A 26425-nucleotide genomic window follows, 5' to 3' on the forward strand; every position below is an offset into this window, starting at 1 on the left:
CCCTTAGTGAGCGGTTTCCGCGTGGCTCATGTCCATGCCTTCCATACCCTGGTGCGTGTTGTGCTCGCCTTCAGGCTGGGTCATGTCCATGCTCATGCCGTGATCCATAAATTTGCCAATAACATCTTTGAACAGATTCGGTTTCACGTTAGAGAAGTACTCCACCTTGTTGTATTCGCTAGGTGCAGCCACTTTTTCGAACGCCGCCATGTCAGACATGGTGTTTGGAGACTGCTTCGCTTTTGCAACCCACTGGTCGAAAGTCGCGCGGTCTGGCGTAGCGATAGCTTTGAACTTCATACCCGAGAAGCCCGGGCCACTATAGCTGGCGGAGATACCGTCGTAGGTGCCTGCTTCATTCGCAATCAGATGCAGGTTAGTCTGCATACCGGCCATCGCGTAAATCTGGCTGCCCAGACGTGGGATGAAGAAGGAGTTCATTACGGAGTTGGAGGTCACTTTGAACTGAACCGGAGTGTTCGCCGGGAAGGCGATTTCATTCACGGTAGCAATGCCCTGTTCTGGATAGATGAAGAACCATTTCCAGTCCATGGAGACCACTTCAATGGTAATGGGTTTTTCATCGTGAACCAGCGGTTTGCTCGGCTCAAGTGCGTGAGTGGTTTTCCAGGTCAGTACAGCAAGGAACAGGATGATCAGAATAGGTACCGTCCAGACCACAGCTTCCACTTTATTGGAGTGTGACCAGTTAGGGCTATACTTCGCATCTTTATTGCTCGCACGATACTTCCAGGCGAAACCAACAGCCATCAAGATGGCAGGAATAACCACAATCAACATCAGGCCAAAAGCCGTCAGTATCAATGAACGTTGTTCCAGTCCAATCTGTCCTTTGGGGTCTAGTAGTGCAGAATCGCAGCCACTGAGTAATACAGTGCCTGCGAATAATGACAACCATCCCAAACTTTTATTGTATTTCCTGAGTCTCATTTAACGACCTCAATTCCACGGGAGTCTGGTGGCGTTTAAAGTGTGGGGGCATTTTACGGGAAGGTTACATTACTGTAAACATCATTAGCCCTGTGTCAGGAAGGTGTTACTGGGTTCTGCCGCACATGTCACAAGTGTTGCAAATTATGTCGCGTTTCCAGACGGAAGCCGCACGGAGTGGGCGTTATAACGAAAGGGTGCCCCAGCATACCGCAAAAGGGACAATTGGTATAACCATTGCGAAAAACACACAATTAGTTAACAATTAATTATCAATAAAAAGACAACTAAAAAACGAAAATTCAATGTTTCGAATGCTGAATCGTTTAATGAAAAATAGCGTAGCGAAATAAGCTCCAATAATTTCCGAATGCTATCCCGCACAAAACAACAAATATTTTTTTTGTCGATGGCGGTTATTTCACCGTTATAATTTCGGGCTGTTATTACAACGGGAAATAACCTTTCGCTTTTTACTTCATGTCATCTGCGTTTTTCGTAATGACATGAAATCCAGCATCCCACCCGTCAGGATCCCCGCCAGAGCGAGAAACACACCTGCATCAAGCAGAAGGGTTTCAAAAGGAAGTGACAAGTCGGTAGTCGCATTCATGATGAGCACCGTGAGCCACCCTACCAGGGCAAGACAACCTGCCATTAGCAGACGCAGGGCAAACCGATAGGCAGCGTGATATTCCGTGCGCGGCATGAAGTGTTCCGTCCGCTGGGTATATTCCAGCGTCTGGCGACAGACCAGCAGCAATAAAATCCCCGGCACGGCCGCCACCACCGAGAAGAGATAAAAGGTCGGCCAACCGTAGGCTTCAACAAACCAGCCCGCGACGGGGCCAACGTATACGCGCCCGACGGCGGAAAGGGCAGAGAGCAGCGCAAACTGGGTAGCGGAAAATGACTTATTGCACAGCGTCATCAGCAGGGCGACAAATGCCGCAGTGCCCATACCGCCGCACAGGTTCTCAAAGAATACCGCCGTCCCCATACTGATCATATTCTTGTCGGTGATCGACAGCAGCCAGTAACCGGCATTCGATGCGCCCTGAAGGATGCCAAATATCAGCAGAGCGCGGAACAGCGTCAGGCGCTGCATCAATACGCCGCCGTACAGCGCGCCGACAATCGTGGCAAACAGACCCAGGGTTTTGTTCACCACGCCGACCTCGCCCGCATCAAACCCGACGCCGCGGATCAGGAAGGTAGTGGTCAGACTCATGGCGAAAGCGTCGCCAAGCTTATAAAGGACAATAAGCAGCAGGATCAGCCAGGCATTATTGCGACCAAAGAAGTCGCGCAGCGGTGCGGCGACGGCCTGCTCCAGCGAGCGTGGAACCGGGATCACATCGCTCGGTTCAGGCGCGAACAGAGTGGCAATAATGCAGGGGATCAGCAGTGCGGCCATCAGCCAGTACATGCCCTGCCAGCCGAGATAGCGGTCAGCAAGCCACAGTGCGAGTCCGCCGGAAACCAGCATACCCAGGCGGTAGCCGAGCACGCTGATTGCCGCACCGGCGCCACGCTCTTCCGCTGGCAGGACGTCCGTTTTCCAGGCGTCAAAAACAATGTCCTGCGAGGCGGAGCAGAAGGCGATGACCACCGCAAGCGCGGCCATCCAGCGCAGCTGCGTTGACGGTTCAAGGAAACCCATTGCGGCAATGGCCAGCAACAGCAGCACCTGCGTCATCACTAACCAGCCGCGACGGCGCCCGAGGAACGGTGGGGTATAGCGATCCATCACTGGCGACCACAGGAACTTAAAGACGTAAGCCTGGCCGACGAGCGAGAAGAAACCAATGGTTTTAAGATCGATGTTCTCAACCGTCATCCACGCCTGTAACGTGCCGGAGGTGAGCGCAAGGGGTAAACCGGAGGCGAAACCCAGGATCAGCAGAATAGCTGATTTCGGTTGCTGGAAAATGCGTAAGTAGTGACTGGACATGTTCTTATGAACTGACCCGGTGAAGCACCGGGTCAGTCAGCAGGATTAACGTGCGTTCTGCTTGATGAAGTCGTGAATGCTGGTGTCCTGTGCCATGTCGGCAATGGTGTCAGTCAGCACGCTGTTAACCGCGTTAGCGATATTTTTGTTGGAGGCCTGGAATGCGCCTTCAACGGAATAGCTTGCACGGTAGTTTTTGTTCATCTTGTTGCCGTTCTTCGCGGTAGCGATGATGGAGATATCGGCTTTGGTCGCAATGTTGTAGCGAACGTTACCCTGGGAGACGTCAGCGTACAGGTTGTTCACGATGATTTGCAGATCAACCGCGCCGCTTGGGCCAATCATGTAGCCACGGGAGGTCATCTGTTTTTCCAGTACTTCCTGCAACAGGAAGCGCAGGTCGCGGGAAGCGGTCAGCGTAACCTGCTGGTTGTCGCGAGTCACTTTCGCCAGCGCCTGGTCCTGACGCTGATCGGCGCCATTAATGCTGACCGTCACGCCCATCAGGCTTGGATCCTGCTGAGGCAGGGTAATTTTTGGTGAAACGTCAATGGTCGTCGGCGGGGTTGCGCAACCGGCGAGCATAAAGAGTGCTACCAACGGAAAGAAGATTTTTTTTAACATTTTCGGGTTCTCAACGAATCGTAAGCAAAGAGAGAAAAATTGCCGCCATCATAACATCGCCAACGGCCAGGGGAAGTGGTCAACGCATGTAAATTCATCGCCTTGTCCGAAAACTGACCACCTTTCCGCTTTTCTCTGCCTGTAAGTGACAAAACGTATGAACCTCATAGTGAACTTCATCCGTTTGGATGAGAAAATCAGACGAAAGCTAAATATTTGTTGTCACGGTGTAATGGAACCGGTAAAAGCGGCTAATATTTAAAGGGATGGGTGACATCTTAGCGTTGTCGGAGGAGTGATTTCATGATGATACGTGAACAGATAGAAGAAAAATTAAGGGCAGCGTTCAACCCTGTGTTTCTCGAAGTTGTCGACGAAAGCTATCGTCATAACGTGCCGGCAGGTTCTGAAAGCCACTTCAAAGTGGTTCTGGTCAGCGATCGCTTCACGGGAGAACGTTTCCTGAACCGACACCGCTTGATCTACAGCACCTTGACGGAAGAACTCTCCACAACCGTACATGCGCTGGCGCTGCATACCTACACCATTAAGGAATGGGAAGGGCTGCAGGATACGGTATTCGCATCACCGCCTTGTCGGGGTGCAGGCACCATCGCCTGATAAATCGGATTTGCAACCGCCGGAGTTTTTCCAGTATGTTGCTTACAGATTTCGTCAAAACGGCCTTCGGGCCGTTTTGTTTTGTCTGAGTTTTGAGCGGATGGCGCGTTTTTAAGGCTAAAAATAGCCTTAAAGTGTGAAAAAAGCCGCAGCAACATGCTCCAACCGTTCTCGACTCACCTAAGTGATGCCGCTATAATGCCGCGTCTTATTGAATGTCTTCGGGATGATTCTGGCGACAGGGAATGTGAATCTGCACATAAGAGAGCATCCCGGTATAACAGACAGATTCAGAGTTGACCGAGCACTGTGATTTTTTTGAGGTAACAAGATGCAAGTTTCAGTTGAAACCACTCAAGGCCTTGGCCGCCGTGTAACGATTACTATCGCTGCTGACAGCATCGAAACTGCTGTGAAAAGCGAGCTGGTCAACGTAGCAAAAAAAGTACGTATTGACGGCTTCCGCAAGGGCAAAGTACCAATGAATGTTGTTGCTCAGCGTTATGGCGCTTCCGTGCGTCAGGATGTGCTGGGTGAACTGATGAGCCGCAACTTTATCGACGCGATCATCAAAGAAAAAATCAATCCAGCCGGCGCGCCAAACTACGTTCCAGGTGAATACAAGCAGGGCGAAGACTTCACCTATTCCGTAGAGTTCGAAGTGTACCCGGAAGTTGAGCTGAAAGGTCTGGAATCAATCGAAGTTGAAAAACCGATCGTTTCCGTGACTGACGAAGACGTTGACGGCATGCTGGATACCCTGCGTAAGCAGCAGGCGAACTGGAAAGAGAAAGAAGGCGCTGTTGACGCGGAAGACCGCGTAACCATCGACTTCACCGGTTCAGTAGACGGCGAAGAGTTCGAAGGCGGTAAAGCGTCTGATTTCGTACTGGCGATGGGCCAGGGTCGTATGATCCCAGGCTTCGAAGACGGTATCAAAGGCCACAAAGCAGGCGAAGAGTTCACCATCGACGTGACCTTCCCTGAAGAATACCACGCTGAAAACCTGAAAGGTAAAGCAGCGAAGTTCGTCATCAACCTGAAGAAAGTTGAAGAGCGCGAACTGCCAGAACTGACTGAAGAGTTCATCAAGCGTTTCGGCGTGGAAGATGGTTCTGTTGCGGGTCTGCGTGCTGAAGTGCGTAAAAACATGGAGCGCGAGCTGAACGGCGCTGTACGTAACCGCGTGAAGTCTCAGGCGATTGAAGGTCTGGTGAAAGCGAACGATATCGACGTTCCTGCTGCCCTGATCGACAGCGAAATCGACGTTCTGCGCCGTCAGGCTGCACAGCGCTTCGGTGGCAACCAGCAGCAAGCGATGGAACTGCCACGCGAGCTGTTCGAAGAGCAAGCGAAACGTCGCGTTGTTGTTGGCCTGCTGCTGGGTGAAGTGATTCGTACCCACGAGCTGAAAGCTGACGAAGAGCGTGTGAAAGGCCTGATCGAAGAGATGGCTTCTGCATACGAAGATCCATCAGAAGTGATCGAGTTCTACGGTAAGAACAAAGAGCTGATGGACAACATGCGCAACGTTGCACTGGAAGAGCAGGCTGTTGAAGCGGTACTGGCGAAAGCGAAAGTAACCGAAAAAGAGACCTCTTTCACCGAACTGATGAACCAGCAGGCGTAATTTCGCCCCAACGGTTTAAAGTTTGAACAAAAAACCCGTTGCCCTCCGGCGACGGGTTTTTTTTATCACAGCTTTAGTCCTGGAAGGGTGCTAAAACGCCCTTTCAGTGTTAGCGTTACAACAAAACGTTGTTATGCTTGAAATAGGGCATGGCGACCCCCATTAGTATGTAATCACGATGATTGAGACTGGCTGATAATCCGTCCATAAGGTTACAATCAGTACAGCAGGTGTTTTCAATTTTGAACCAGGAGACGGAAATGTCATACAGTGGCGAACGAGATAACTTTGCACCCCATATGGCGCTGGTGCCAATGGTTATTGAACAGACCTCACGCGGTGAGCGATCTTTCGATATCTATTCCCGTCTGCTCAAGGAACGCGTTATCTTTCTGACCGGCCAGGTGGAAGACCATATGGCTAACCTGATCGTGGCGCAGATGCTGTTCCTGGAAGCGGAAAACCCGGAAAAAGACATTTACCTGTACATCAACTCGCCGGGCGGTGTGATTACGGCGGGCATGTCTATTTATGACACCATGCAATTCATCAAGCCGGATGTCAGCACCATCTGTATGGGACAGGCGGCGTCCATGGGGGCTTTCCTGTTAACCGCAGGGGCGAAAGGTAAGCGTTTCTGCCTGCCTAACTCCCGCGTGATGATTCACCAGCCGCTGGGTGGTTACCAGGGCCAGGCGACGGATATTGAAATCCACGCCCGAGAAATTCTGAAAGTAAAAGCGCGCATGAATGAACTTATGGCGCAGCATACGGGTCAACCACTCGAGCAGATCGAGCGCGATACCGAGCGCGATCGCTTCCTGTCTGCACCTGAGGCAGTTGAGTACGGCTTAGTCGACTCCATTTTGACCCATCGTAATTGATGCCCGCGACGCGAGTGTGCCGCTATACTAATTTAGGGCGGCACGTTGCCTGTAAGCAGCTTGCGTCTGAGTATGGCATTTGCGTCGTCATGTGCGGCACATAGAACTTAAAAAGAGGTTTGGACTCATGACAGATAAACGCAAAGATGGTTCGGGCAAACTGCTGTACTGCTCTTTTTGCGGCAAAAGCCAGCATGAAGTGCGTAAACTGATTGCCGGGCCGTCCGTGTATATCTGCGACGAATGCGTCGATTTATGTAACGACATCATTCGCGAAGAGATTAAAGAAGTCGCGCCGCACCGTGAGCGCAGCGCGTTACCAACGCCACACGAGATTCGCCACCACCTGGACGACTATGTCATTGGTCAGGAGCAGGCGAAAAAAGTGCTGGCGGTGGCGGTATACAACCACTACAAGCGTCTGCGTAACGGCGATACCAGCAATGGCGTGGAACTGGGCAAAAGTAACATTCTGCTGATCGGGCCTACGGGTTCCGGTAAAACGTTGCTGGCGGAAACGCTGGCGCGCCTGCTGGATGTTCCGTTCACCATGGCGGATGCCACCACCCTGACCGAAGCCGGTTATGTGGGCGAAGACGTTGAAAATATTATCCAGAAGCTGCTCCAGAAGTGCGATTACGACGTACAGAAAGCCCAGCGCGGGATCGTCTATATCGATGAGATTGACAAAATCTCCCGTAAATCAGACAACCCATCCATCACCCGTGACGTCTCGGGCGAAGGTGTGCAGCAGGCGCTCCTGAAGCTGATTGAAGGTACGGTTGCGGCTGTTCCACCGCAGGGTGGGCGTAAACATCCGCAGCAGGAATTCTTGCAGGTTGATACCTCCAAGATCCTGTTTATCTGTGGTGGTGCGTTTGCAGGCCTGGATAAAGTGATCTCTCACCGTGTGGAAACCGGCTCCGGCATTGGTTTTGGCGCAACGGTGAAAGCTACGTCTGAAAAACCAAACGAAGGCCAGCTGCTGGCGCAGGTTGAACCGGAAGATCTGATCAAATTTGGTTTGATTCCGGAATTTATCGGCCGTCTGCCGGTTGTGGCGACCCTGAACGAACTGAGCGAAGACGCACTGATTCAGATCCTGAAAGAGCCGAAAAACGCGCTGACCAAGCAGTATCAGGCGCTGTTTAATCTGGAAGGCGTTGAGCTGGAATTCCGTGACGAAGCACTGGACGCGATTGCCAAGAAAGCGATGGCGCGTAAAACCGGTGCCCGTGGCCTGCGTTCTATCGTGGAAGCAGCATTGCTCGACACGATGTACGATCTCCCTTCTATGGAAGATGTCGAAAAAGTCGTGATCGACGAGTCCGTCATTGGTGGCCAGACCAAGCCGTTACTGATTTACGGTAAACCGGAAGCGCAGCAGGCATCTGGCGAATAATTCACCATTTCATACAATCAGTTAATCAAAAAGGGGGGATTTTATCTCCCCTTTACTTTTTCCGTATTCATGGCGTTGAATGTATGGGAAACATCCCCATATACTGGATTACATGTTAATGGTTGTGTGAAGCACAGTTACATGACCAGTTTACCTGGCGGACACTAAACTAAGAGAGAGCTCTATGAATCCTGAGCGTTCTGAACGCATTGAAATCCCCGTATTGCCGTTGCGCGATGTGGTGGTTTATCCGCACATGGTCATACCCTTATTTGTAGGGCGGGAAAAATCTATCCGTTGCCTCGAAGCCGCCATGGATCATGATAAAAAAATCATGTTGGTTGCGCAGAAGGAAGCATCAACGGATGAGCCGGGTGTAAACGATCTTTTCACCGTCGGGACCGTGGCCTCTATTTTGCAGATGCTGAAGCTGCCAGATGGCACCGTGAAGGTGCTGGTGGAAGGCTTACAGCGCGCGCGTATTACCACTCTGTCAGACGATGGCGAGCACTTCTCTGCGAAGGCAGAGTACCTTGATTCACCGGAACTTGATGAGCGCGAGCAGGAAGTGCTGGTACGCACCGCGATCAGCCAGTTTGAAGGCTACATCAAGCTGAACAAGAAAATCCCACCTGAAGTGCTGACGTCGCTGAACAGCATCGACGATCCTGCACGTCTGGCGGATACCATCGCTGCGCACATGCCGCTGAAGCTGGCTGACAAACAGTCCGTGCTGGAAATGTCCGACGTTAACGAACGTCTGGAATACCTGATGGCGATGATGGAGTCTGAGATCGATCTGCTCCAGGTTGAGAAGCGCATTCGCAACCGCGTCAAAAAGCAGATGGAAAAATCGCAGCGTGAGTACTATCTGAATGAGCAAATGAAAGCCATTCAGAAAGAGCTCGGCGAGATGGACGATGCGCCGGATGAAAACGAAGCGCTGAAGCGTAAGATCGACGCGGCGAAGATGCCGAAAGAGGCGAAAGAGAAAGCCGAAGCTGAGTTGCAGAAGCTGAAAATGATGTCTCCGATGTCGGCGGAAGCGACCGTTGTACGCGGCTACATTGAGTGGATGGTTCAGGTTCCATGGAATGCCCGCAGCAAGGTCAAAAAAGACCTGCGTCAGGCACAGGAAATCCTCGATACCGACCACTATGGCCTGGAACGTGTGAAAGACCGCATTCTTGAGTACCTCGCGGTACAGAGCCGTGTGAACAAAATCAAAGGTCCAATCTTGTGCCTGGTAGGGCCTCCAGGGGTGGGTAAAACCTCTCTGGGCCAGTCCATCGCCAAAGCGACCGGACGTAACTACATCCGTATGGCGCTGGGCGGCGTGCGTGATGAAGCGGAAATCCGCGGTCACCGCCGTACCTATATCGGTTCTATGCCGGGCAAGCTGATCCAGAAGATGGCGAAAGTGGGCGTCAAAAACCCGCTGTTCCTCCTCGACGAGATCGACAAAATGTCTTCGGACATGCGTGGCGATCCGGCGTCGGCGCTGCTGGAAGTGCTTGATCCAGAGCAGAACGTGGCGTTCAGCGATCACTACCTGGAAGTCGACTACGACCTGAGCGATGTGATGTTCGTGGCGACCTCCAACTCCATGAACATTCCGGCACCGCTGCTGGACCGTATGGAAGTGATCCGTCTGTCCGGTTATACCGAAGACGAGAAGCTGAACATTGCTAAGCAGCACCTGCTGCCGAAGCAGATTGAACGTAACGCGCTGAAAGCTAACGAGCTGACCGTTGAGGACAGCGCTATTGTCGGCATTATTCGTTACTACACCCGTGAAGCGGGCGTGCGTAGCCTTGAGCGTGAGATCTCTAAACTGTGCCGTAAGGCGGTTAAGCAGCTGCTGCTGGATAAGAGCCTGAAGCACATCGTGATTAACGGCGACAATCTGCATGCTTACCTCGGCGTTCAGCGCTTCGACTATGGCCGTGCGGACAACGAAAACCGCGTTGGTCAGGTGACTGGACTGGCTTGGACGGAAGTGGGTGGCGATCTGCTGACCATTGAAACCGCCTGTGTACCGGGTAAAGGCAAGCTGACCTACACTGGCTCGCTCGGTGAAGTGATGCAGGAGTCCATCCAGGCAGCGTTGACCGTGGTGCGTGCGCGCGCGGAAAAACTGGGTATCAACCCGGATTTCTACGAAAAACGCGACATTCACGTTCACGTTCCGGAAGGGGCGACGCCGAAAGATGGCCCAAGCGCGGGTATTGCTATGTGTACGGCGCTGGTTTCCTGCCTGACGGGGAACCCGGTCCGTGCTGATGTGGCCATGACTGGTGAAATTACGCTGCGTGGTCAGGTACTGCCCATCGGCGGGTTAAAAGAAAAACTGCTGGCGGCACACCGTGGTGGGATCAAAACCGTATTGATTCCTTACGAGAATAAACGCGATCTGGAAGAGATTCCGGACAACGTTATTGCCGATTTGCAGATCCATCCGGTGAAACGCATTGAGGAAGTTCTGACTCTCGCACTGCAAAATGAACCGTCCGGAATGCAGGTTGTAACCGCAAAATAGTGACCTCGCGCAAAGAGCGCTAATAAAAACAAGGCTGGTAAGTCATTTCGTACTTGCCAGCCTTTTTTTGTATAGCTAATTTAGATTGCTGATTGGGTTAGCCATCAACAACGGGTGTTGTAAGGTCATAGCAGGACTGATATAACTGCTGCGCGGTCGCGCTGTGAAGGATTCAGGTGCGATATAAATTATAAAGAGAGGAAGAGAACAGTGAATAAATCTCAACTGATTGACAAAATTGCTGCGGGTGCTGATATTTCTAAAGCTGCAGCTGGACGTGCTTTAGATGCTTTAATTGCTTCTGTTACTGAATCTCTGCAAGCTGGGGACGACGTTGCACTGGTAGGCTTCGGTACTTTTGCGGTTAAAGAGCGTGCTGCCCGTACTGGCCGCAACCCGCAGACCGGTAAAGAGATCACCATTGCTGCCGCTAAAGTGCCGGGTTTCCGTGCAGGTAAGGCGCTGAAAGACGCAGTAAATTGATTGCTTTCCCGCTCCAGGGAAGCTGAAAAGTACAAGGGCGCATCGTTTGATGTGCCTTTTTTGTTTGTCCAGACCTGATTTGTGCGAGTTTATGCGAGTTGTGGGCTGACAATTGCCCTGTTTTCTTGTCACAATACGCCTTTACGCGCGACGGTCAGGATTTTCCGTCAGCGTCAGGTAACCAGTCACCTACAGCGGAGTGTTGTTACACCATGATGGACAGCTTACGCACGGCTGCTAACAGTCTCGTGCTCAAGATTATTTTCGGTATCATTATCGTGTCGTTCATATTGACCGGTGTGAGTAGTTACCTCATCGGCGGTGGCGCGAACTACGCCGCAAAAGTGAATGGCCAGGAAATTAGCCGTGGGCAGTTCGAGAACGCTTTTGCTGGTGAACGTAACCGCATGCAGCAACAGCTGGGCGACCAATACTCTGAACTTGCAGCCAACGAAGGCTATATGAAAAACCTGCGTCAGCAGACGCTGAACCGCCTTATCGACGAAGCGCTGCTGGACCAGTATGCGAAAAGCCTCGGTCTGGGCATCAGCGATGAGCAGGTTAAAAAAGCCATCTTCTCGACGCAGGCTTTCCAGTCTAATGGGAAGTTCGACAACGCGCGTTACAACAGCATTGTTAACCAGATGGGGATGACGGCTGACCAGTACGCACAGGCGCTGCGTAACCAGTTGACCACGCAACAGCTGATCAACGCGGTGGTGGGCACCGATTTCATGCTGAAAGGCGAAACTGAAGCGCTGGCGGCACTGGTAGCGCAGCAACGCGTGGTGCGTGAAGCGACGATTGATGTCAATGCACTGGCGGCGAAACAGCAGGTTAGCGACGCTGAAGTTAATGCTTACTACGAGCAAAACAAGAACAACTTCATCTCTCCTGAACAGTTCCGCGTAAGCTATATCAAGCTGGATGCTGCCGCGATGCAGAAAAACGCGACTGACGCCGAGATCCAGTCTTATTACGACCAGCATCAGGATCAGTTCACTCAGCCGCAGCGTAACCGTTACAGCGTGATCCAGACCAAAACGGAAGCAGAAGCAAAAGCCGTGCTGGACGAGCTGAACAAAGGCGCTGATTTCGCGACCGTGGCGAAAGCAAAATCCACCGACATTATTTCTGCCAAAAACGGTGGTGATATGGGCTGGCTGGAAGATTCCACTACCCCGGACGAGCTGAAAAATGCGGGTCTTAAAGAGAAAGGCCAACTGTCTGGTGTAATCAAATCCTCCGTTGGCTTCCTGGTGGCGCGTCTGGACGATGTCGTAGCGGCGAAAACCAAGCCGCTGGCTGACGTTCGTGATGATATCGCTGCGAAAGTGAAGCAGGAGAAAGCGCTGGACGCCTTCTATGCTCTGCAACAGAAAGTGAGCGATGCCGCAAGCAACGACAACGAATCACTGGCGGGCGCTGAGCAGGCTGCTGGCGTGAAAGCGGTTGAGACGGGCTGGTTCAGCCATGAAAATCTGCCGGAAGAACTGAACTTCAAACCGGTTTCAGATGCCATTTTCAATGGTGGTCTGGTAGGTGAGAACGGTACGCCGGGCAGCAACTCAGACATCATTACCGTTGACGGTGACCGTGCGTTCGTACTGCGCGTCAGCGAGCACAAAGCCGAGGCAGTGAAGCCCCTGGCGGAAGTGAAAGATCAGGTGGTGGCGCTGGTCAAACACAACAAAGCGGCACAGCAGGCAAAACTGGATGCAGAGAAAATTCTGGCCGATCTGAAAGCCGGTAAGAACGATGCACTGAAAGCGGCTGGCCTGAACTTTGGCGAAGCCAAAACGCTGAGCCGTACCGGTCAGGATCCTGTCAGCCAGGCGGCGTTTGGTCTGAGCCTGCCGGCGAAAGACAAACCTGTCTTTGGCACCACGACCGATATGCAGGGTAACGTGGTGATTCTGGCGCTGGATGAAGTCAAAGCCGGCACGCTGCCAGACGCGCAGAAGAAGGCCATGGTTCAGGGAATTACCCAGAATAATGCCCAGATTGCTTTCGAAGCGATGATGAGCAACCTGCGTAAAGAAGCCAAAATCAAGCTGGGTGATGTGGTGACCCAGGAGCAATAATTACGTACCTGCTCGCAGATTTTCGTAACGCTCTGCAAAAACTAAAGGCCGCTTTCGCGGCCTTTTCCATTTCTGCAATCTGCTGTTTGTCCCTGTTTTCTCGTACGGCTATCGTGGCGTGGCTGTCAACAAACAAGGAGAAAACAGCATGAAATGTGGAATCAAAGCACTGTTAATTACACTGGCTATTGCCACTTCCGGGATGAGTGCGGGCGCGCTGGCGGCGTCGCCCTCGGCTAAAGCGCAGGCTGCACAGACCAAAACAGACTCAGCTGCGCAGGCTTATACGCAATCAAAAGCGACTGATGCCGGTAAAAGTGCAGAGGATGACGGTACGCGAGTCAGCATCAATTCGGCATCGGCAGAAGAGCTCGCGCGCGTGATGAACGGTGTGGGACTTAAAAAAGCCCAGGCCATTGTTAGCTACCGCGAGGAGTACGGTCCTTTCAAAACCCTTGACGATCTCAAGCAGGTGCCGGGTATGGGCAGCGCGCTGGTTGAGCGCAATCTCGCACACCTGACGCTGTAATCGCGTAATCACTTGCACTGCGGCAAAAATTTGCCAGGATAAAGAGGTCATACCAGTTATGACCTCTGAACCTATAACAACGAAAGGCTATTGCGCTATGCAGACACAAATCAAAGTCCGTGGTTATCACCTCGATGTTTACCAGCACGTCAATAACGCCCGCTACCTTGAATTTCTTGAAGAGGCGCGCTGGGATGGCCTGGAGAACAGCGAAAGCTTCCAGTGGCTGACCGCACACAACATCGCGTTTGTGGTCGTCAACATCAACATTAACTACCGCCGCCCGGCTGTGCTTGGGGATGTGCTCACCGTGACCAGTGAGGTCCAACAACTGAATGGCAAAAGTGGTGTATTGAGCCAGGTCGTCACGCTTGAGCCAGAAGGGCAGGTGGTGGCCGATGCGCTGATCACCTTTGTCTGTATCGATCTCAAAACCCAGAAAGCGTTGCCGCTGGAAGGGGAGTTGCGCGAAAAGCTGGAGCTGATGATCGCATAAGTAATATTCAGGAATGCCCGCGCTGTCGACTCCTGTTGTACGACAGCGCGGACAGTTAGCCCTTATTTCAGACCGGTCTTTTTCTGCATCGCGGCCATCACGCCCGCTTTATCCGCAAGATAATGATTCAGACCGTTCGCGCGCAGGTTACAGGCGGCACACTGCCCGCAGCCGTCCCCTTTAATGCCGTTGTAGCAGGTCAGGGTCTCGTTGCGAACGACATCCAGCTTGCCCCAGTAGTCGGCCAGCGCCCAGGTTTCGGCTTTATCCAGCCACATCAGCGGCGTTTCGAAGCGGGTCTCTTTTGCCATTCCCAGATCCACGGCGTGATTGAGCGCTTTCACGAATTCATCCCGGCAGTCCGGGTAGCCAGAGAAGTCGGTCTCACACACGCCCGTGATCACCGCTTCGGCTTTCACCTGGTAGGCATAGATTGCCGTCAGGGTCAGGAAGAGAATATTACGCCCAGGTACGAAGGTATTCGGAATGCCGCTGGCATCCGGTTCGTAATCAGGCACCGGAATGCTGTCGCGGGTGAGGCTGCTGACGGCCAGTTCATTTAACAGCGTCACGTCCAGCACTTTATGAGCGCGGGCGCCCAGTTTGAGGGCCAGTTCACGAGCGACATCGATTTCAGCGCGATGACGCTGACCATAATCAAAAGTGACGCAATGCACTTCATCATACTGGTGAAGTGCCTGAATCAGGCAGGTTGTGGAATCTTGTCCTCCGCTGAACACGACGACGGCACGTTTCATAGATCATCTCGACAGTTACGGTAAAAGCGTCATGTTAACGCCTGGCTAAAGCGGCGACCAGCTTCTTCACGCGTTTGGTGGAGGAAGCCAGGCTTCGGTGAAGTCAAACCAGCCGCGAGTGTTAAGGCGTATGCCGTTGACCCCCGGAGGCGCGCTGATTTGATACTGGTAGTTAAAGAGCGGTGTCAGGACGGCTGTCTCCATTAATCGGCTGAAGATAGCCTGAAGTCCTGCGTGTCGGTCACGTTCGTCGGCCTGCGTCTGCACCGCATCCAGCGTGGCCTGCAAATGGGCGTATGCCGGTGCGCTCAGCAGATGCGGCCAGAGCGCATCGCAGCGGAGCCATTGCTCAAGGGTATACGCTGGCGCTTCGCCAATCAGTCTGTCTCCCATCATGATGTCTGCATCGGCAAGCTGCTGGCAACCGTCCCACGTCTTGGCGTCGTGAAAGATGACGGTCAGTTCACAACCTTGCCGCGCAAGGTATGCTTTTAACTGGCTGGCCATGGTGTGAAGCTCAACCGGCAGGTGGTAGACAAGCGTCAATGCCTCTGGCAGCACAACGTCGGTTAAATCAGTCCACTGGGGGATCGCCCAGCCGGGAAGCAGTTCTTCGGTAGGAGTGATGAGCCCTTCGTTCAGGGGAAGCGTGTGCAGCAGCGTTGAGAGATGAATGATATTAATCAGCCGCTTTGCCTGAAGTTCGCTCAGACGCGGACTTTGTTTCAGCGTGAGGTAGCAGAAGCCCAGACTGGTGCTGTTACTCACCAGCCGCAGGCTGGTCAGCTCGTCGGCCTCGCCAATGGCGATTTGCACCGGGTGGCGACAGCTGGTGCCCAGACTGTAGTCAAAAAGCTGGGGCGTGATCCAGTACTCGATAGCCTTAAGCAACGGATGGCCAAGGTGATACTGCTCGTGGCTTTCCAGACGCACCAGTTCAGGCTCAAAAACGCTCAGCCGAAAGGGACCGCTGCCCACCACGGGGTAATCAGGATGCGCCAGACGGCTACAGTAGGTTGCCAGCCTGTGCGCCAGCCAATAGTCAGGTTGATGCAGAATAAACGTCAGGCTTTGCGGATGCGTGGTTTCGATACGTAAGACGCTGCGGAAAAGCGTGTCCATGCCGGGCTGCGATAGCAGCGCCGTCAGGCTTTGCCTGAGCTGTGCCGTCTCTATTTTATCGCCGTTATGCCAGTGCAGGGTGGAGCGTATGTAGAAATGCCAACGCAGGCCGTCAGCAGAGACTTCCCAGTGATGCGCCAGATCGCCCGTGGGTTCACTGCTGTTACCATTAAAACGCATCAAACCAGAGAATACCTGTCCCGCCAGATGCTGCTCCGCCCGGCCAGGGAGAAACCCCGGCTGAAGCGGCTCCAGCGAGCGATAGTAGGGAATACGCAGCGTCGGCGTATCGTTCTGCCATTGCCCGCCCATAAACGGATGCAGCAGCGATCGCAAATCTTCAGGCGCGAGCTGGGCCAGCTCCAGCGCGTTGTGCTGCTGTCCACTTTTCAGGGCCTCTTCCATCATCGTATTACGCAACGAATCCGGGGTGACGTGAAAGCGTAATTCCCCACGCTTTCCTCGTCCGGAGCGGGCGTTCCAGCTTAGCCAGCCCGCCTCCTGCGCCTGGCGCAGCAGGGTGCGTACATGTCGCTCGCTGCAAAAGCAGCGGCTGGCAAGTTCACTGATGGTCACCTGCTGCGTTGCGCCGGCGGAGGGGTGCCACAGACGCTGATACTGGTTAAGACGGTTAAGCTGGCGCATGAAAAACCCGGAACAATAATTATCATCTATTCACTATTACTTCCGTATATCTCACGTAATACTGATGCACAAGTTAACCGCATCACATTTCGGGAGTAATTATGGCTCGGCTCGCTGCATTTGATATGGACGGCACGCTTTTAATGCCGGATCACCGTTTAGGGGAGAAAACCCTGAACACACTTAAGCGCCTGCGCGAGCGTGAAGTCACCCTGACGTTTGCCACTGGTCGTCATGTGCTGGAGATGCGCCATCTGCTGGGAACATTTGCCCTCGATGCGTTCCTGATCACCGGCAACGGGACGCGCATTCACTCCGTCGAGGGCGATGTGCTGCACCGTCAGGATCTGGATCCGGAAGTGGCGGACATCGTCCTGCACAGCACCTGGGATACGCAGGCCAGCGTGCATGTTTTTAACGATGAAGGCTGGTTTACCGGGCGTGAGATCCCGGCCTTGCTGCACGCTCACGTTTACAGTGGCTTTAAATATCAGCTCATCGATTTGCGCCGCATTCCGGCACACAAGGTAACCAAGATCTGCTTCTGCGGCGATCACGACGATCTCTGCCGCCTGCGTATTCAGCTTAACGAGGCGCTGGGCGACCGGGCGCACCTGACCTTCTCGGCGGTGGACTGTCTTGAAGTGCTGCCGGTGGGCTGTAACAAAGGATCTGCGCTGGCGGTGCTGAGCGATCGTCTGGGGCTGACGATGCAGGACTGTATGGCCTTTGGTGACGCCATGAACGACCACGAGATGCTGAGCAGCGTAGGTCGTGGGCTGATTATGGGGAACGCGATGCCGCAACTTATCGCCGCGCTCCCGCATTTACCGGTTATCGGACACTGTCGTAACGAAGCGGTGTCCCATTTTTTGACGCATTGGCTGGACAAAAATAACCTCCCATATTCCCCCGAATAGCGAGATCCTTCCAGCAAGCCAGGCTAAAGCCTGGCTTTTTTTTATTTCACCAGATGCGAAATCTGCGCTTTCCACGGTTCAACATCGCCAATATTGGCCTGTACCCATTCTGCGTTGTAATAGGTGTCCAGGTAGCGTTCCCCGCTGTCGCACAGCAGCGTGACGACAGAGCCGCTAAGGCCTTCTTCACGCATTCTCGCGGCCAGTTGTAGCGCCCCCCACATATTGGTGCCGGTAGAGGCTCCGACCTTACGGCCAAGCTGTGTCTCCAGCCAGTGCGCCGTCGCGACGCTGGCGGCGTCCGGCACGCGGAGCATCTCATCCACAACGTCCGGAATGAACGAAGGTTCGACGCGCGGGCGACCAATTCCTTCGATCTTGCTCCCCACAGGGCTGCGCAGGCTGGCATCGCGAGATTGCCAGTAATCAAGGAACACCGAGTTCTGAGGGTCAACCACCATCAGCTGCGTATCATAACCCTGACAGCGGATATAACGTCCGATGGTGGCGGAGGTTCCGCCCGTGCCCGCGCTCATGACAATGTAAGAGGGGACGGGATGTGGCTCGTGGGTCATCTGGCGGAAAATGCTGTCCGCAATGTTATTATTGCCGCGCCAGTCGGTGGCGCGCTCGGCGAAGGTGAACTGGTCCATATAGTGACCATTTAGTTCGCGGGCCAGCATTTCGGAGGCCGCATAGATTTCGCAGGCGCTTTCCACAAAGTGGCAGCGTCCGCCGTAAAATTCGATCTGTTCAACTTTACGTTTCGCCGTGCAGGAGGGCATCACAGCGATAAACGGCAGGCCCAGCAGGCGGGCAAAGTAGGCCTCTGAGACGGCAGTTGATCCGGACGACGATTCAATAATCGTGGTGCCTTCTTTAATCCAGCCGTTACATAAACCGTATAAAAAGAGTGAACGCGCCAGGCGATGCTTCAGGCTGCCGGTAGGATGGGTACTTTCATCCTTCAGGTAAAGCTGAATGCCGGGAAATCCAGGCAAAGGCAGGCGGATCAAATGGGTGTCTGCCGAGCGCTGATAGTCGGCATTTATTTCGCTGATGGCATGTTTAACCCAGGTGCTATTCATCGTAGTTATCCGTTTGTCATTTTGTGCCCAGCATAGCGAAAAGCACAGAAAAAATTGTTGCTATCTGGCCTTTAAAATAGAATGTAAGGAGAATAATTTTCTCTGGGAGGTGGATATGCTAGATAAAATTGACCGCAAGCTGCTTTCTTTGCTGCAAAGCGACTGCACCCTCTCTTTGCAGGCGCTGGCAGATGCCGTTAATCTGACCACCACACCGTGCTGGAAGCGCCTCAAGAAGCTGGAAGACGATGGCATTCTGCTGGGACGTGTGGCGCTGCTGGACCCCGAAAAACTGGGGCTTGGACTGACCGCCTTCGTCCTGATAAAAACGCAGCATCACAGCAGCGAATGGTACAGCCGCTTCGTCACCCAGGTTTCCGACATGCCCGAGGTGCTCGGCTTCTGGCGCATGGCGGGGGAATACGACTATCTGATGCGTGTTCAGGTGGCAGACATGAAGCGCTACGATGATTTTTACAAGCGGCTGGTCAATAGCGTACCGGGCTTGTCCGATGTCACCTCCAGTTTCGCCATGGAACAGATTAAATACACCACAGCGTTACCCATTGAATAACTTCATAAAATATCTTCAGGAAAAGACCGCGTGCGATTATTTGCCCAATTAAGCTGGTACTTTCGTCGGGAGTGGCAACGCTACCTCGGCGCGGTGGCCCTGCTTATTATCATTGCCATTTTGCAACTGATCCCACCCAAAGTGGTGGGATACGTCGTGGATGGTGTTACGGAACAACATTACACCGCCGCACGGGTGATGATGTGGGTCGGTACGCTGGTGTTGACGGCCGTGGTGGTTTACCTGCTGCGTTATGTCTGGCGCGTGCTGCTGTTCGGCGCGTCCTATCAGCTTGCCGTTGAGCTGCGCGAGGACTTTTACCGCCAGCTGAGCCGCCAGCACCCTGAGTTTTATCTGCGTCACCGTACCGGGGATCTCATCGCCCGCGCCACTAACGATGTGGACCGTGTGGTGTTTGCCGCCGGTGAAGGGGTGTTAACGCTGGTGGATTCCCTGGTGATGGGCTGTGCGGTACTGATTGTGATGTCTACGCAAATTAGCTGGGAGCTCACGCTGCTGGCGCTGCTGCCGATGCCGCTGATGGCGCTGGCGATTAACCGCTACGGCGAGCAGCTCCATGAACGCTTTAAGCTGGCGCAGGCGGCGTTCTCGTCGTTAAACGATCGCACCCAGGAGAGCATGACCAGCATCCGCATGATCAAAGCGTTTGGTCTGGAAGACAGGCAGTCCGCGCTGTTTGCGGCCGACGCCGCCGATACCGGTGCGAAAAACATGCGCGTGGCGCGTATAGACGCCCGCTTTGATCCGACAATCTATATTGCGATTGGCATGGCGAACCTGCTGGCGGTGGGCGGCGGCAGCTGGATGGTGGTGCGAGGCACCATGACCCTCGGGCAGTTAACCAGCTTTGCGATGTACCTCGGGCTGATGATTTGGCCGATGCTGGCGCTGGCCTGGATGTTTAACATCGTTGAACGTGGGAGCGCCGCCTACAGCCGTATCCGCGCCATGCTGGCGGAAGTGCCGGTAGTGAACGATGGCAGCGAGCCGGTACCGGAAGGTCCGGGTGTTCTGAAGGCTGATATCCGCGTCTTTATCTACCCGCAAACGGAACATCCGGTGCTTGAAAACGTCAGTTTCACGCTGCGTCCTGGTCAGATGCTGGGCATCTGCGGCCCGACGGGCTCCGGTAAAAGCACCATTCTGTCACTGATTCAGCGCCATTTTGACGTGAGCGAAGGCGATATCCGTTTCCATGACGTCTCCCTGCCACGTCTGCTGCTGGATGACTGGCGCAGCCGCCTGGCGGTCGTCAGCCAGACGCCGTTTTTGTTTTCAGACACCATAGCCAACAATATCGCGCTCGGGTGCCCGACGGCGACACAGGACCAGATCGAGCATGTGGCGCGCTTAGCCAGCGTCCATGAGGATATTCTGCGCCTGCCGCAGGGCTACGACACAGAAGTGGGTGAGCGGGGCGTTATGCTCTCCGGTGGACAAAAACAGCGTATCTCTATTGCCCGCGCGCTGCTGCTGGACGCTGAGATCCTGATTCTGGATGATGCGCTGTCCGCGGTTGACGGGCGTACCGAGCATCAAATTCTGCATAACCTTCGCCAGTGGGGGGAGGGGCGCACGGTCATCATCAGCGCGCACCGTCTGTCGGCCCTTACCGAAGCCAGTGAAATTCTGGTGCTTCAGCACGGGCATATTGCTCAGCGTGGTCAGCATGAGCAGCTCGCCGGGCAGGCCGGCTGGTATCGGGATATGTACCGCTATCAACAGCTTGAAGCTGCGCTGGATGAGGAGGTCACCGATGCGTAAGTTTGGACAGATGTGGCCGACGTTAAAACGGCTGCTCGCCTATGGCTCACCGTGGCGCAAACCGCTTTCCATCGCCGTGCTGTTACTGTGGATCGCCGCGATTGCGGAGGTGACCGGTCCGCTGCTTATCAGCTATTTTATCGATAACATGGTGGCGAAAAGCTATCTGCCGCTGGGGCTGGTGGCGGGGCTGGGTGTGGCGTATGTCGGGCTACAGCTGACGGCGGCGGGGCTGCACTATGCGCAGTCGCTGCTGTTTAACCGGGCCGCCGTGGGCGTGGTCCAGCAGCTACGCACGGATGTGATGGATGCCGCGCTGCGCCAGCCGCTGAGTGAGTTTGATACCCAGCCGGTCGGGCAGGTTATTTCGCGCGTCACCAATGACACCGAGGTGATCCGCGACCTTTATGTGACCGTTGTCGCAACGGTTCTGCGCAGTGCCGCATTGATTGGCGCGATGCTGGTGGCGATGTTCAGTCTGGACTGGCGGATGGCGCTGGTAGCGATCGCTATTTTCCCGGCGGTGCTGATTGTGATGGTGATTTACCAGCGCTACAGCACGCCGATTGTTCGTCGCGTGCGCGCTTACCTTGCAGACATCAATGATGGCTTCAACGAAGTGATCAACGGCATGAGCGTTATCCAGCAGTTTCGCCAGCAGGCGCGTTTTGGCGAGCGAATGGGAGAAGCCAGCCGCTCGCACTATATGGCGCGGATGCAGACGTTACGTCTGGACGGCTTCCTGTTACGCCCGCTGCTGAGCCTCTTCTCTGCGCTGGTGCTGTGCGGGATGTTGATGCTGTTTGGCCTGACGACGCGCGGAACCATTGAGGTGGGGGTGCTGTACGCGTTTATCAGTTACCTTGGCCGTCTTAACGAACCGCTGATTGAACTCACTACGCAGCAATCGATGCTGCAACAGGCGGTAGTCGCGGGTGAGCGTGTGTTTGAGCTGATGGACAGGCCGCGTCAGACCTATGGCGATGATGAACGTCCGCTGGAAAGTGGATCCATAGCGTTTGATCATGTCTCGTTTGCCTACCGCGACGATCAGCTTGTCTTGCAGGATATCAACCTCGAGGTACCGTCGCGCGGTTTTGTCGCCCTGGTTGGGCATACCGGCAGCGGCAAAAGCACGCTCGCCAGTTTGCTGATGGGCTACTATCCGTTGACGCAGGGGGAGATCCGTCTGGATGGACGGCCTCTTTCCGCGCTTAGCCACAACGCGTTGCGTAAAGGCGTCGCGATGGTGCAGCAGGATCCGGTAGTGCTGGCGGATACCTTTTATGCCAACGTGACGCTGGGACGATCTTTCACGCCTGAGCAGGTATGGGAGGTGCTGGAAACGGTGCAGCTGGCAGATCTGGCGCGCGGGTTAAGCGAGGGGATCAATACCCGGCTGGGCGAGCAAGGCAATAACCTCTCTGTCGGGCAAAAGCAGCTCCTGGCGCTGGCGCGCGTGCTGATTGAGACGCCGCAGGTGTTGATTCTGGATGAAGCGACCGCAAGCATCGACTCCGGTACCGAACAGGCGATCCAGCTGGCGCTGGCTGCCGTGCGGGATCGCACTACGCTGGTGGTGATCGCTCACCGCCTCTCAACGATCGTCGATGCCGATACCATTCTGGTGCTGCACCGTGGCCAGGCCGTTGAACGGGGTACGCACAAAGCGCTGCTCGAGGCGAAAGGACGCTACTGGCAGATGTATCAGTTGCAGCTGGCAGGCGACGAGCTGGCCGCCAGCGTGCGCGAGGAGGAGTCGCTCAGCGCCTGATGCACCATAACAAGGCAATGCGCTAACAGTCTTAACCGTTGGTGCAAAACTGAAACGCACCCTGCACTGCCATGGTGCGTTTTTTTTCTCCCCTTCGCGGCGCATGCGCGCCGCGGCGCTTTCCTCCTCACATTTCACTTCTGGCACACCCTTTGCAATATCCCTCTCGTGTTAGCTGCGGCCATTACCGAATTCTGACTGGAGGGGATATATGAAGCTGGTTACGGTGGTAATCAAACCATTCAAACTCGAAGACGTGCGTGAAGCGCTGTCTTCCATGGGTATTCAGGGACTGACTGTCACCGAAGTGAAAGGCTTTGGGCGTCAGAAAGGTCATGCCGAGCTTTATCGCGGGGCGGAATACAGCGTTAACTTCCTGCCAAAAGTGAAGATTGATGTGGCGATTGCCGACGATCAGCTTGATGAGGTGATTGATGTCGTCAGCAAAGCGGCCTACACCGGAAAAATTGGCGACGGCAAAATTTTCGTTGCCGAACTACAGCGCGTCATTCGCATCCGTACCGGCGAATCTGACGAAGCGGCGTTGTAAGTAACTCCTGGCACACAGTGATAGGGATCGAGAAAATGATGAAAGCAACAATGAAAACAGGTCTGGGTTCGCTGGCACTGCTGCCGGGCCTGGCAATGGCTGCACCTGCTGTGGCAGACAAAGCCGATAATGCCTTTATGATGATTTGCACCGCGCTGGTGCTGTTCATGACGATTCCGGGGATCGCGCTGTTTTACGGCGGCCTGATCCGCGGCAAGAACGTACTCTCCATGCTGACGCAGGTTGCCGTCACGTTCGCGCTGGTGTGCGTGCTGTGGGTGGTTTACGGTTACTCGCTGGCCTTCGGGGAGGGCAACGCCTTCTTCGGCAACGTTAACTGGGCGATGCTGAAAAATATCGAACTGACCGCGGTAATGGGCAGCTTCTATCAGTATATTCATGTCGCGTTCCAGGGCTCATTCGCCTGCATCACCGTGGGGCTGATTGTGGGCGCGCTGGCTGAGCGTATCCGCTTCTCTGCGGTACTGATTTTCGTGGTGGTCTGGCTGACGCTCTCCTATGTCCCGATTGCGCATATGGTCTGGGGCGGTGGTCTGTTGGCTTCCCATGGCGCTCTGGACTTTGCGGGCGGCACCGTTGTTCACATCAACGCCGCCGTAGCCGGCCTGGTAGGCGCATACCTGATTGGCAAGCGCGTGGGCTTTGGGAAAGAAGCATTTAAGCCGCACAACCTGCCGATGGTCTTTACCGGCACCGCCATCCTCTACTTTGGCTGGTTCGGCTTCAACGCAGGTTCAGCCAGCGCCGCTAACGAAATCGCCGCGCTGGCCTTCGTGAATACCGTGGTGGCAACTGCCGGGGCCATCCTCTCATGGGTATTTGGCGAGTGGGCCGTTCGCGGCAAGCCATCCCTGCTGGGTGCCTGTTCTGGGGCGATTGCCGGTCTGGTAGGTATTACGCCAGCATGCGGTTACGTGGGCGTGGGCGGCGCATTGCTGATCGGTATCGTCGCGGGTCTGGCGGGGCTGTGGGGCGTTACCGCACTGAAACGTATTCTGCGCGTTGACGATCCGTGTGATGTATTCGGCGTACACGGTGTGTGCGGCATTATCGGCTGTATCATGACCGGAATCTTTGCTGCACAATCTTTGGGCGGCGTAGGTTATGCTGAAGGCGTGACCATGATGCATCAGGTGCTGGTCCAGCTTGAAAGTATCGCGATTACGGTTGTCTGGTCGGGCGTTGTAGCTTTTATCGGCTACAAGCTGGCCGATATGACCGTGGGGCTGCGCGTACCGGAAGAGCAGGAGCGCGAAGGTCTGGACGTCAACAGCCACGGCGAGAATGCGTACAACGCATAATTTGAGTGCCTTGCCGGGTGGTGGCTTCGCCTTACCCGGCCTGAAAAAGTGAAATTTGCAGGCCCGGTAAGCGTAGCGACCGGGCTTTTTACCTCACCCGCGATTACGCATCACACCTTCCTGCACGGTAGAAGCCACCAGCACACCATCCTGGGTGTAAAACTCCCCGCGAACAAAACCGCGTGCGCTGGACGCAGAGGTACTTTCTACGCTGTAAAGCAGCCACTCGTTCATATCGAAAGGACGATGGAACCACATGGAATGGTCAATCGTGGCGACCTGCATCCCTTTTTCCAGGAATCCCACGCCGTGCGGCTGTAGCGCAACCGGCAGGAAGTTGAAATCCGACGCATAACCCAGCAGATACTGATGCACGCGCAAGTCTGCCGGTACGCTGCCGTTGGCGCGGATCCACACCTGGCGGGTGGGCTCAGCAGTATGCCCCTTCATTGGGTTATGAAATTCGACCGGGCGGATCTCCAGCGGTTTATCGCACAGAAACTTCTCTTTTACCTGCGGCGGCAGCAGATGTGCGAGTGCGCGGGCAATTTCGGTTTCCGATTTCAGATCGTCCGGCGATGGGGCAGACGGCATCTGTTTTTGATGCTCATAGCCCGGCTCTGGCGCCTGGAAGGAGGCGGTCATGTAGAAGATGGGCTTCCCATGCTGGATGGCCGCCACACGGCGAGCGCTGAAGCTTTGGCCGTCACGCAGAACTTCCACGTCGTACACAATCGGTTTAGCGCTGTCACCGGGGCGTAAAAAGTAGCTGTGGAATGAGTGCACCAGACGGTCTGCCGGAACGGTCTCCTTAGCGGCATATAGCGCTTGCCCCACGACCTGGCCCCCAAAAACCTGGCGTAAGCCTAAATCTTCGCTCTGTCCGCGAAAAAGCCCTTCTTCTATTTTTTCCAGGTTCAGCAATGTCAGCAGATTGTTCAGTGCCTGACTCATAGTGGTCCTCAATAAACGCCGTGGCGAAAGATACGCTGAGTATAACGCAGAAACGATAGTGGTCCGATGGGTAGAATTATCTTAATACCTGGGCAAAATTAGGCATAAATCCGTGATTTGTGCCACACTTGTTTACGTTATGTGAATAAAACGACATCGGATGGGATCGATCCCGCCGGTGCATTGATGATAAGGAGACTTCAATGAAACTCGTGCCTATGTTAAGCGGTGTTGCAATGGCGGTGGCGTTGTCCGCCTGTGCGGATAAGAGTGCCGATGTAGCGGTACCAACGGCGACCCCAAACGGGATTAACACCCTTTCACAGCAAGCTATTCGACAGCCTAACGTGTCCGGTACCATCTGGATCAAACAGAAAGTCGCTCTGCCGCCGGACGCGGTTTTAACGGTCACGTTATCCGATGCGTCTCTGGCGGATGCACCGTCTAAAGTCCTTGCACAGCGTGCAGTTCGTACAGAGGGTAAACAGGCGCCGTTCAGCTTCGTGCTGCCGTACAACCCGTCTGACGTTCAGCCTAACGCGCGTATCCTCCTGAGCGCGGCGGTAACGATCAACGATAAGCTGGTCTTTATCACCGATACCGTGCAGGAAGCGGTCAACAAAGGGGGCACCAAAATCGACCTGACCCTGGTCCCGGTGCAGCAGACTGAAGTGCCTGTGGCAACGCAGACCAATCAGCCGACCTTGCCTACACCGCCAACACAGTTGTAACTTTC

Annotated in this window: 23 protein-coding genes; 16 read left to right on the plus strand and 7 right to left on the minus strand. The window is 54.4% G+C overall.

All coding sequences use genetic code 11. From position 1 onward, the window contains the following. Window positions 1-3 precede the first annotated feature (3 nt). The 3 genes from cyoA to IM282_RS06110 all read right to left on the minus strand — a co-directional run bounded on the left by cyoA (window position 4) and on the right by IM282_RS06110 (window position 3529). Window positions 4-951, minus strand: a complete 948-nt coding sequence (gene cyoA / locus IM282_RS06100) for a cytochrome o ubiquinol oxidase subunit II (protein ID WP_006809886.1) — start codon at window positions 949-951, stop codon at window positions 4-6. A 478-nt stretch (window positions 952-1429) separates the two neighbouring features. Then, the gene (gene ampG, locus IM282_RS06105; protein WP_022647245.1) at window positions 1430-2905 is read right to left on the minus strand and encodes a muropeptide MFS transporter AmpG; all 1476 of its coding nucleotides are present in this window, start codon (window positions 2903-2905) and stop codon (window positions 1430-1432) included. A 45-nt stretch (window positions 2906-2950) separates the two neighbouring features. Continuing rightward, window positions 2951-3529, minus strand: a complete 579-nt coding sequence (locus IM282_RS06110; protein WP_022647246.1) for a lipoprotein — start codon at window positions 3527-3529, stop codon at window positions 2951-2953. 303 nt (window positions 3530-3832) lie between these two features. On the opposite strand from IM282_RS06110, the gene bolA reads away from it, so the two are divergent. The 9 genes from bolA to IM282_RS06155 all read left to right on the plus strand — a co-directional run bounded on the left by bolA (window position 3833) and on the right by IM282_RS06155 (window position 14197). Beyond that, window positions 3833-4150, plus strand: a complete 318-nt coding sequence (gene bolA, locus IM282_RS06115) for a transcriptional regulator BolA (RefSeq protein ID WP_003859051.1) — start codon at window positions 3833-3835, stop codon at window positions 4148-4150. 331 nt (window positions 4151-4481) lie between these two features. After that, window positions 4482-5780, plus strand: a complete 1299-nt coding sequence (tig, locus tag IM282_RS06120) for a trigger factor (RefSeq protein WP_006809881.1) — start codon at window positions 4482-4484, stop codon at window positions 5778-5780. Window positions 5781-6040: 260 nt separating this feature from the next. Then, entirely contained in the window at window positions 6041-6664 is a 624-nt protein-coding gene (clpP, locus tag IM282_RS06125; protein WP_006809880.1) for an ATP-dependent Clp endopeptidase proteolytic subunit ClpP, read from the plus strand. A 127-nt stretch (window positions 6665-6791) separates the two neighbouring features. After that, window positions 6792-8066, plus strand: a complete 1275-nt coding sequence (clpX, locus tag IM282_RS06130; RefSeq protein ID WP_006809879.1) for an ATP-dependent protease ATP-binding subunit ClpX — start codon at window positions 6792-6794, stop codon at window positions 8064-8066. A gap of 184 nt (window positions 8067-8250) precedes the next feature. Further along, window positions 8251-10605 (plus strand): endopeptidase La, encoded by a 2355-nt coding sequence (gene lon / locus IM282_RS06135; RefSeq protein ID WP_192970228.1) that lies wholly within the window; start codon window positions 8251-8253, stop codon window positions 10603-10605. Window positions 10606-10815: 210 nt separating this feature from the next. Beyond that, window positions 10816-11088, plus strand: a complete 273-nt coding sequence (gene hupB / locus IM282_RS06140) for a nucleoid-associated protein HU-beta (RefSeq protein ID WP_002444653.1) — start codon at window positions 10816-10818, stop codon at window positions 11086-11088. A gap of 212 nt (window positions 11089-11300) precedes the next feature. Next, window positions 11301-13172, plus strand: a complete 1872-nt coding sequence (ppiD, locus tag IM282_RS06145; RefSeq protein WP_023299452.1) for a peptidylprolyl isomerase — start codon at window positions 11301-11303, stop codon at window positions 13170-13172. 148 nt (window positions 13173-13320) lie between these two features. Then, window positions 13321-13701 (plus strand): helix-hairpin-helix domain-containing protein, encoded by a 381-nt coding sequence (locus IM282_RS06150; RefSeq protein WP_038415510.1) that lies wholly within the window; start codon window positions 13321-13323, stop codon window positions 13699-13701. A 97-nt stretch (window positions 13702-13798) separates the two neighbouring features. Further along, complete coding sequence (locus IM282_RS06155) at window positions 13799-14197, plus strand: YbgC/FadM family acyl-CoA thioesterase (protein WP_017694410.1); 399 nt, start codon at window positions 13799-13801, stop codon at window positions 14195-14197. Window positions 14198-14259: 62 nt separating this feature from the next. Here the strand turns inward: IM282_RS06155 and queC are convergent, their stop codons facing one another. Then, window positions 14260-14955 carry a 7-cyano-7-deazaguanine synthase QueC gene (gene queC / locus IM282_RS06160; protein ID WP_045142053.1) on the minus strand — a complete coding sequence of 232 codons (696 nt, stop codon included), beginning with the start codon at window positions 14953-14955 and terminating at the stop codon, window positions 14260-14262. Window positions 14956-15021: 66 nt separating this feature from the next. After that, window positions 15022-16722: an SgrR family transcriptional regulator gene (locus IM282_RS06165; RefSeq protein WP_126503087.1), complete on the minus strand. Its 1701-nt coding sequence runs from the start codon at window positions 16720-16722 to the stop codon at window positions 15022-15024. A gap of 101 nt (window positions 16723-16823) precedes the next feature. Between IM282_RS06165 and cof the strand changes: the two genes are divergently transcribed. Continuing rightward, window positions 16824-17642: an HMP-PP phosphatase gene (gene cof / locus IM282_RS06170; RefSeq protein WP_023299454.1), complete on the plus strand. Its 819-nt coding sequence runs from the start codon at window positions 16824-16826 to the stop codon at window positions 17640-17642. 41 nt (window positions 17643-17683) lie between these two features. Here the strand turns inward: cof and IM282_RS06175 are convergent, their stop codons facing one another. Beyond that, a complete protein-coding gene (locus tag IM282_RS06175) occupies window positions 17684-18730 on the minus strand; it encodes a PLP-dependent cysteine synthase family protein (RefSeq protein ID WP_022647253.1) in 1047 nt (348 codons plus the stop codon). A gap of 115 nt (window positions 18731-18845) precedes the next feature. On the opposite strand from IM282_RS06175, the gene IM282_RS06180 reads away from it, so the two are divergent. From IM282_RS06180 to amtB, 5 genes are all read left to right on the plus strand, one after another. Continuing rightward, entirely contained in the window at window positions 18846-19304 is a 459-nt protein-coding gene (locus IM282_RS06180; RefSeq protein WP_022647254.1) for an Lrp/AsnC family transcriptional regulator, read from the plus strand. Window positions 19305-19334: 30 nt separating this feature from the next. Beyond that, window positions 19335-21089 (plus strand): SmdA family multidrug ABC transporter permease/ATP-binding protein, encoded by a 1755-nt coding sequence (locus IM282_RS06185; RefSeq protein ID WP_023305589.1) that lies wholly within the window; start codon window positions 19335-19337, stop codon window positions 21087-21089. After that, complete coding sequence (locus IM282_RS06190; RefSeq protein WP_023299457.1) at window positions 21082-22863, plus strand: SmdB family multidrug efflux ABC transporter permease/ATP-binding protein; 1782 nt, start codon at window positions 21082-21084, stop codon at window positions 22861-22863. The genes IM282_RS06185 and IM282_RS06190 overlap by 8 nt, the downstream gene beginning before the upstream one ends. 211 nt (window positions 22864-23074) lie before the next feature. Then, a complete protein-coding gene (gene glnK, locus IM282_RS06195; RefSeq protein ID WP_006809867.1) occupies window positions 23075-23413 on the plus strand; it encodes a P-II family nitrogen regulator in 339 nt (112 codons plus the stop codon). Window positions 23414-23448: 35 nt separating this feature from the next. Next, window positions 23449-24735, plus strand: coding sequence for an ammonium transporter AmtB (gene amtB / locus IM282_RS06200; protein WP_022647257.1), 1287 nt, complete (start codon window positions 23449-23451; stop codon window positions 24733-24735). Between the two features lie 93 nt (window positions 24736-24828). On the opposite strand, the gene tesB is transcribed toward amtB, so the two are convergent. Next, window positions 24829-25689, minus strand: coding sequence for an acyl-CoA thioesterase II (gene tesB, locus IM282_RS06205; protein ID WP_022647258.1), 861 nt, complete (start codon window positions 25687-25689; stop codon window positions 24829-24831). A 203-nt stretch (window positions 25690-25892) separates the two neighbouring features. Between tesB and IM282_RS06210 the strand changes: the two genes are divergently transcribed. Beyond that, window positions 25893-26420: a YbaY family lipoprotein gene (locus tag IM282_RS06210; RefSeq protein ID WP_022647259.1), complete on the plus strand. Its 528-nt coding sequence runs from the start codon at window positions 25893-25895 to the stop codon at window positions 26418-26420. The last annotated feature ends 5 nt before the right edge of the window (window positions 26421-26425 follow it).

This window comes from Enterobacter cloacae complex sp. P29RS, from assembly GCF_014893445.1.
Lineage (GTDB): Bacteria > Pseudomonadota > Gammaproteobacteria > Enterobacterales > Enterobacteriaceae > Enterobacter > Enterobacter intestinihominis.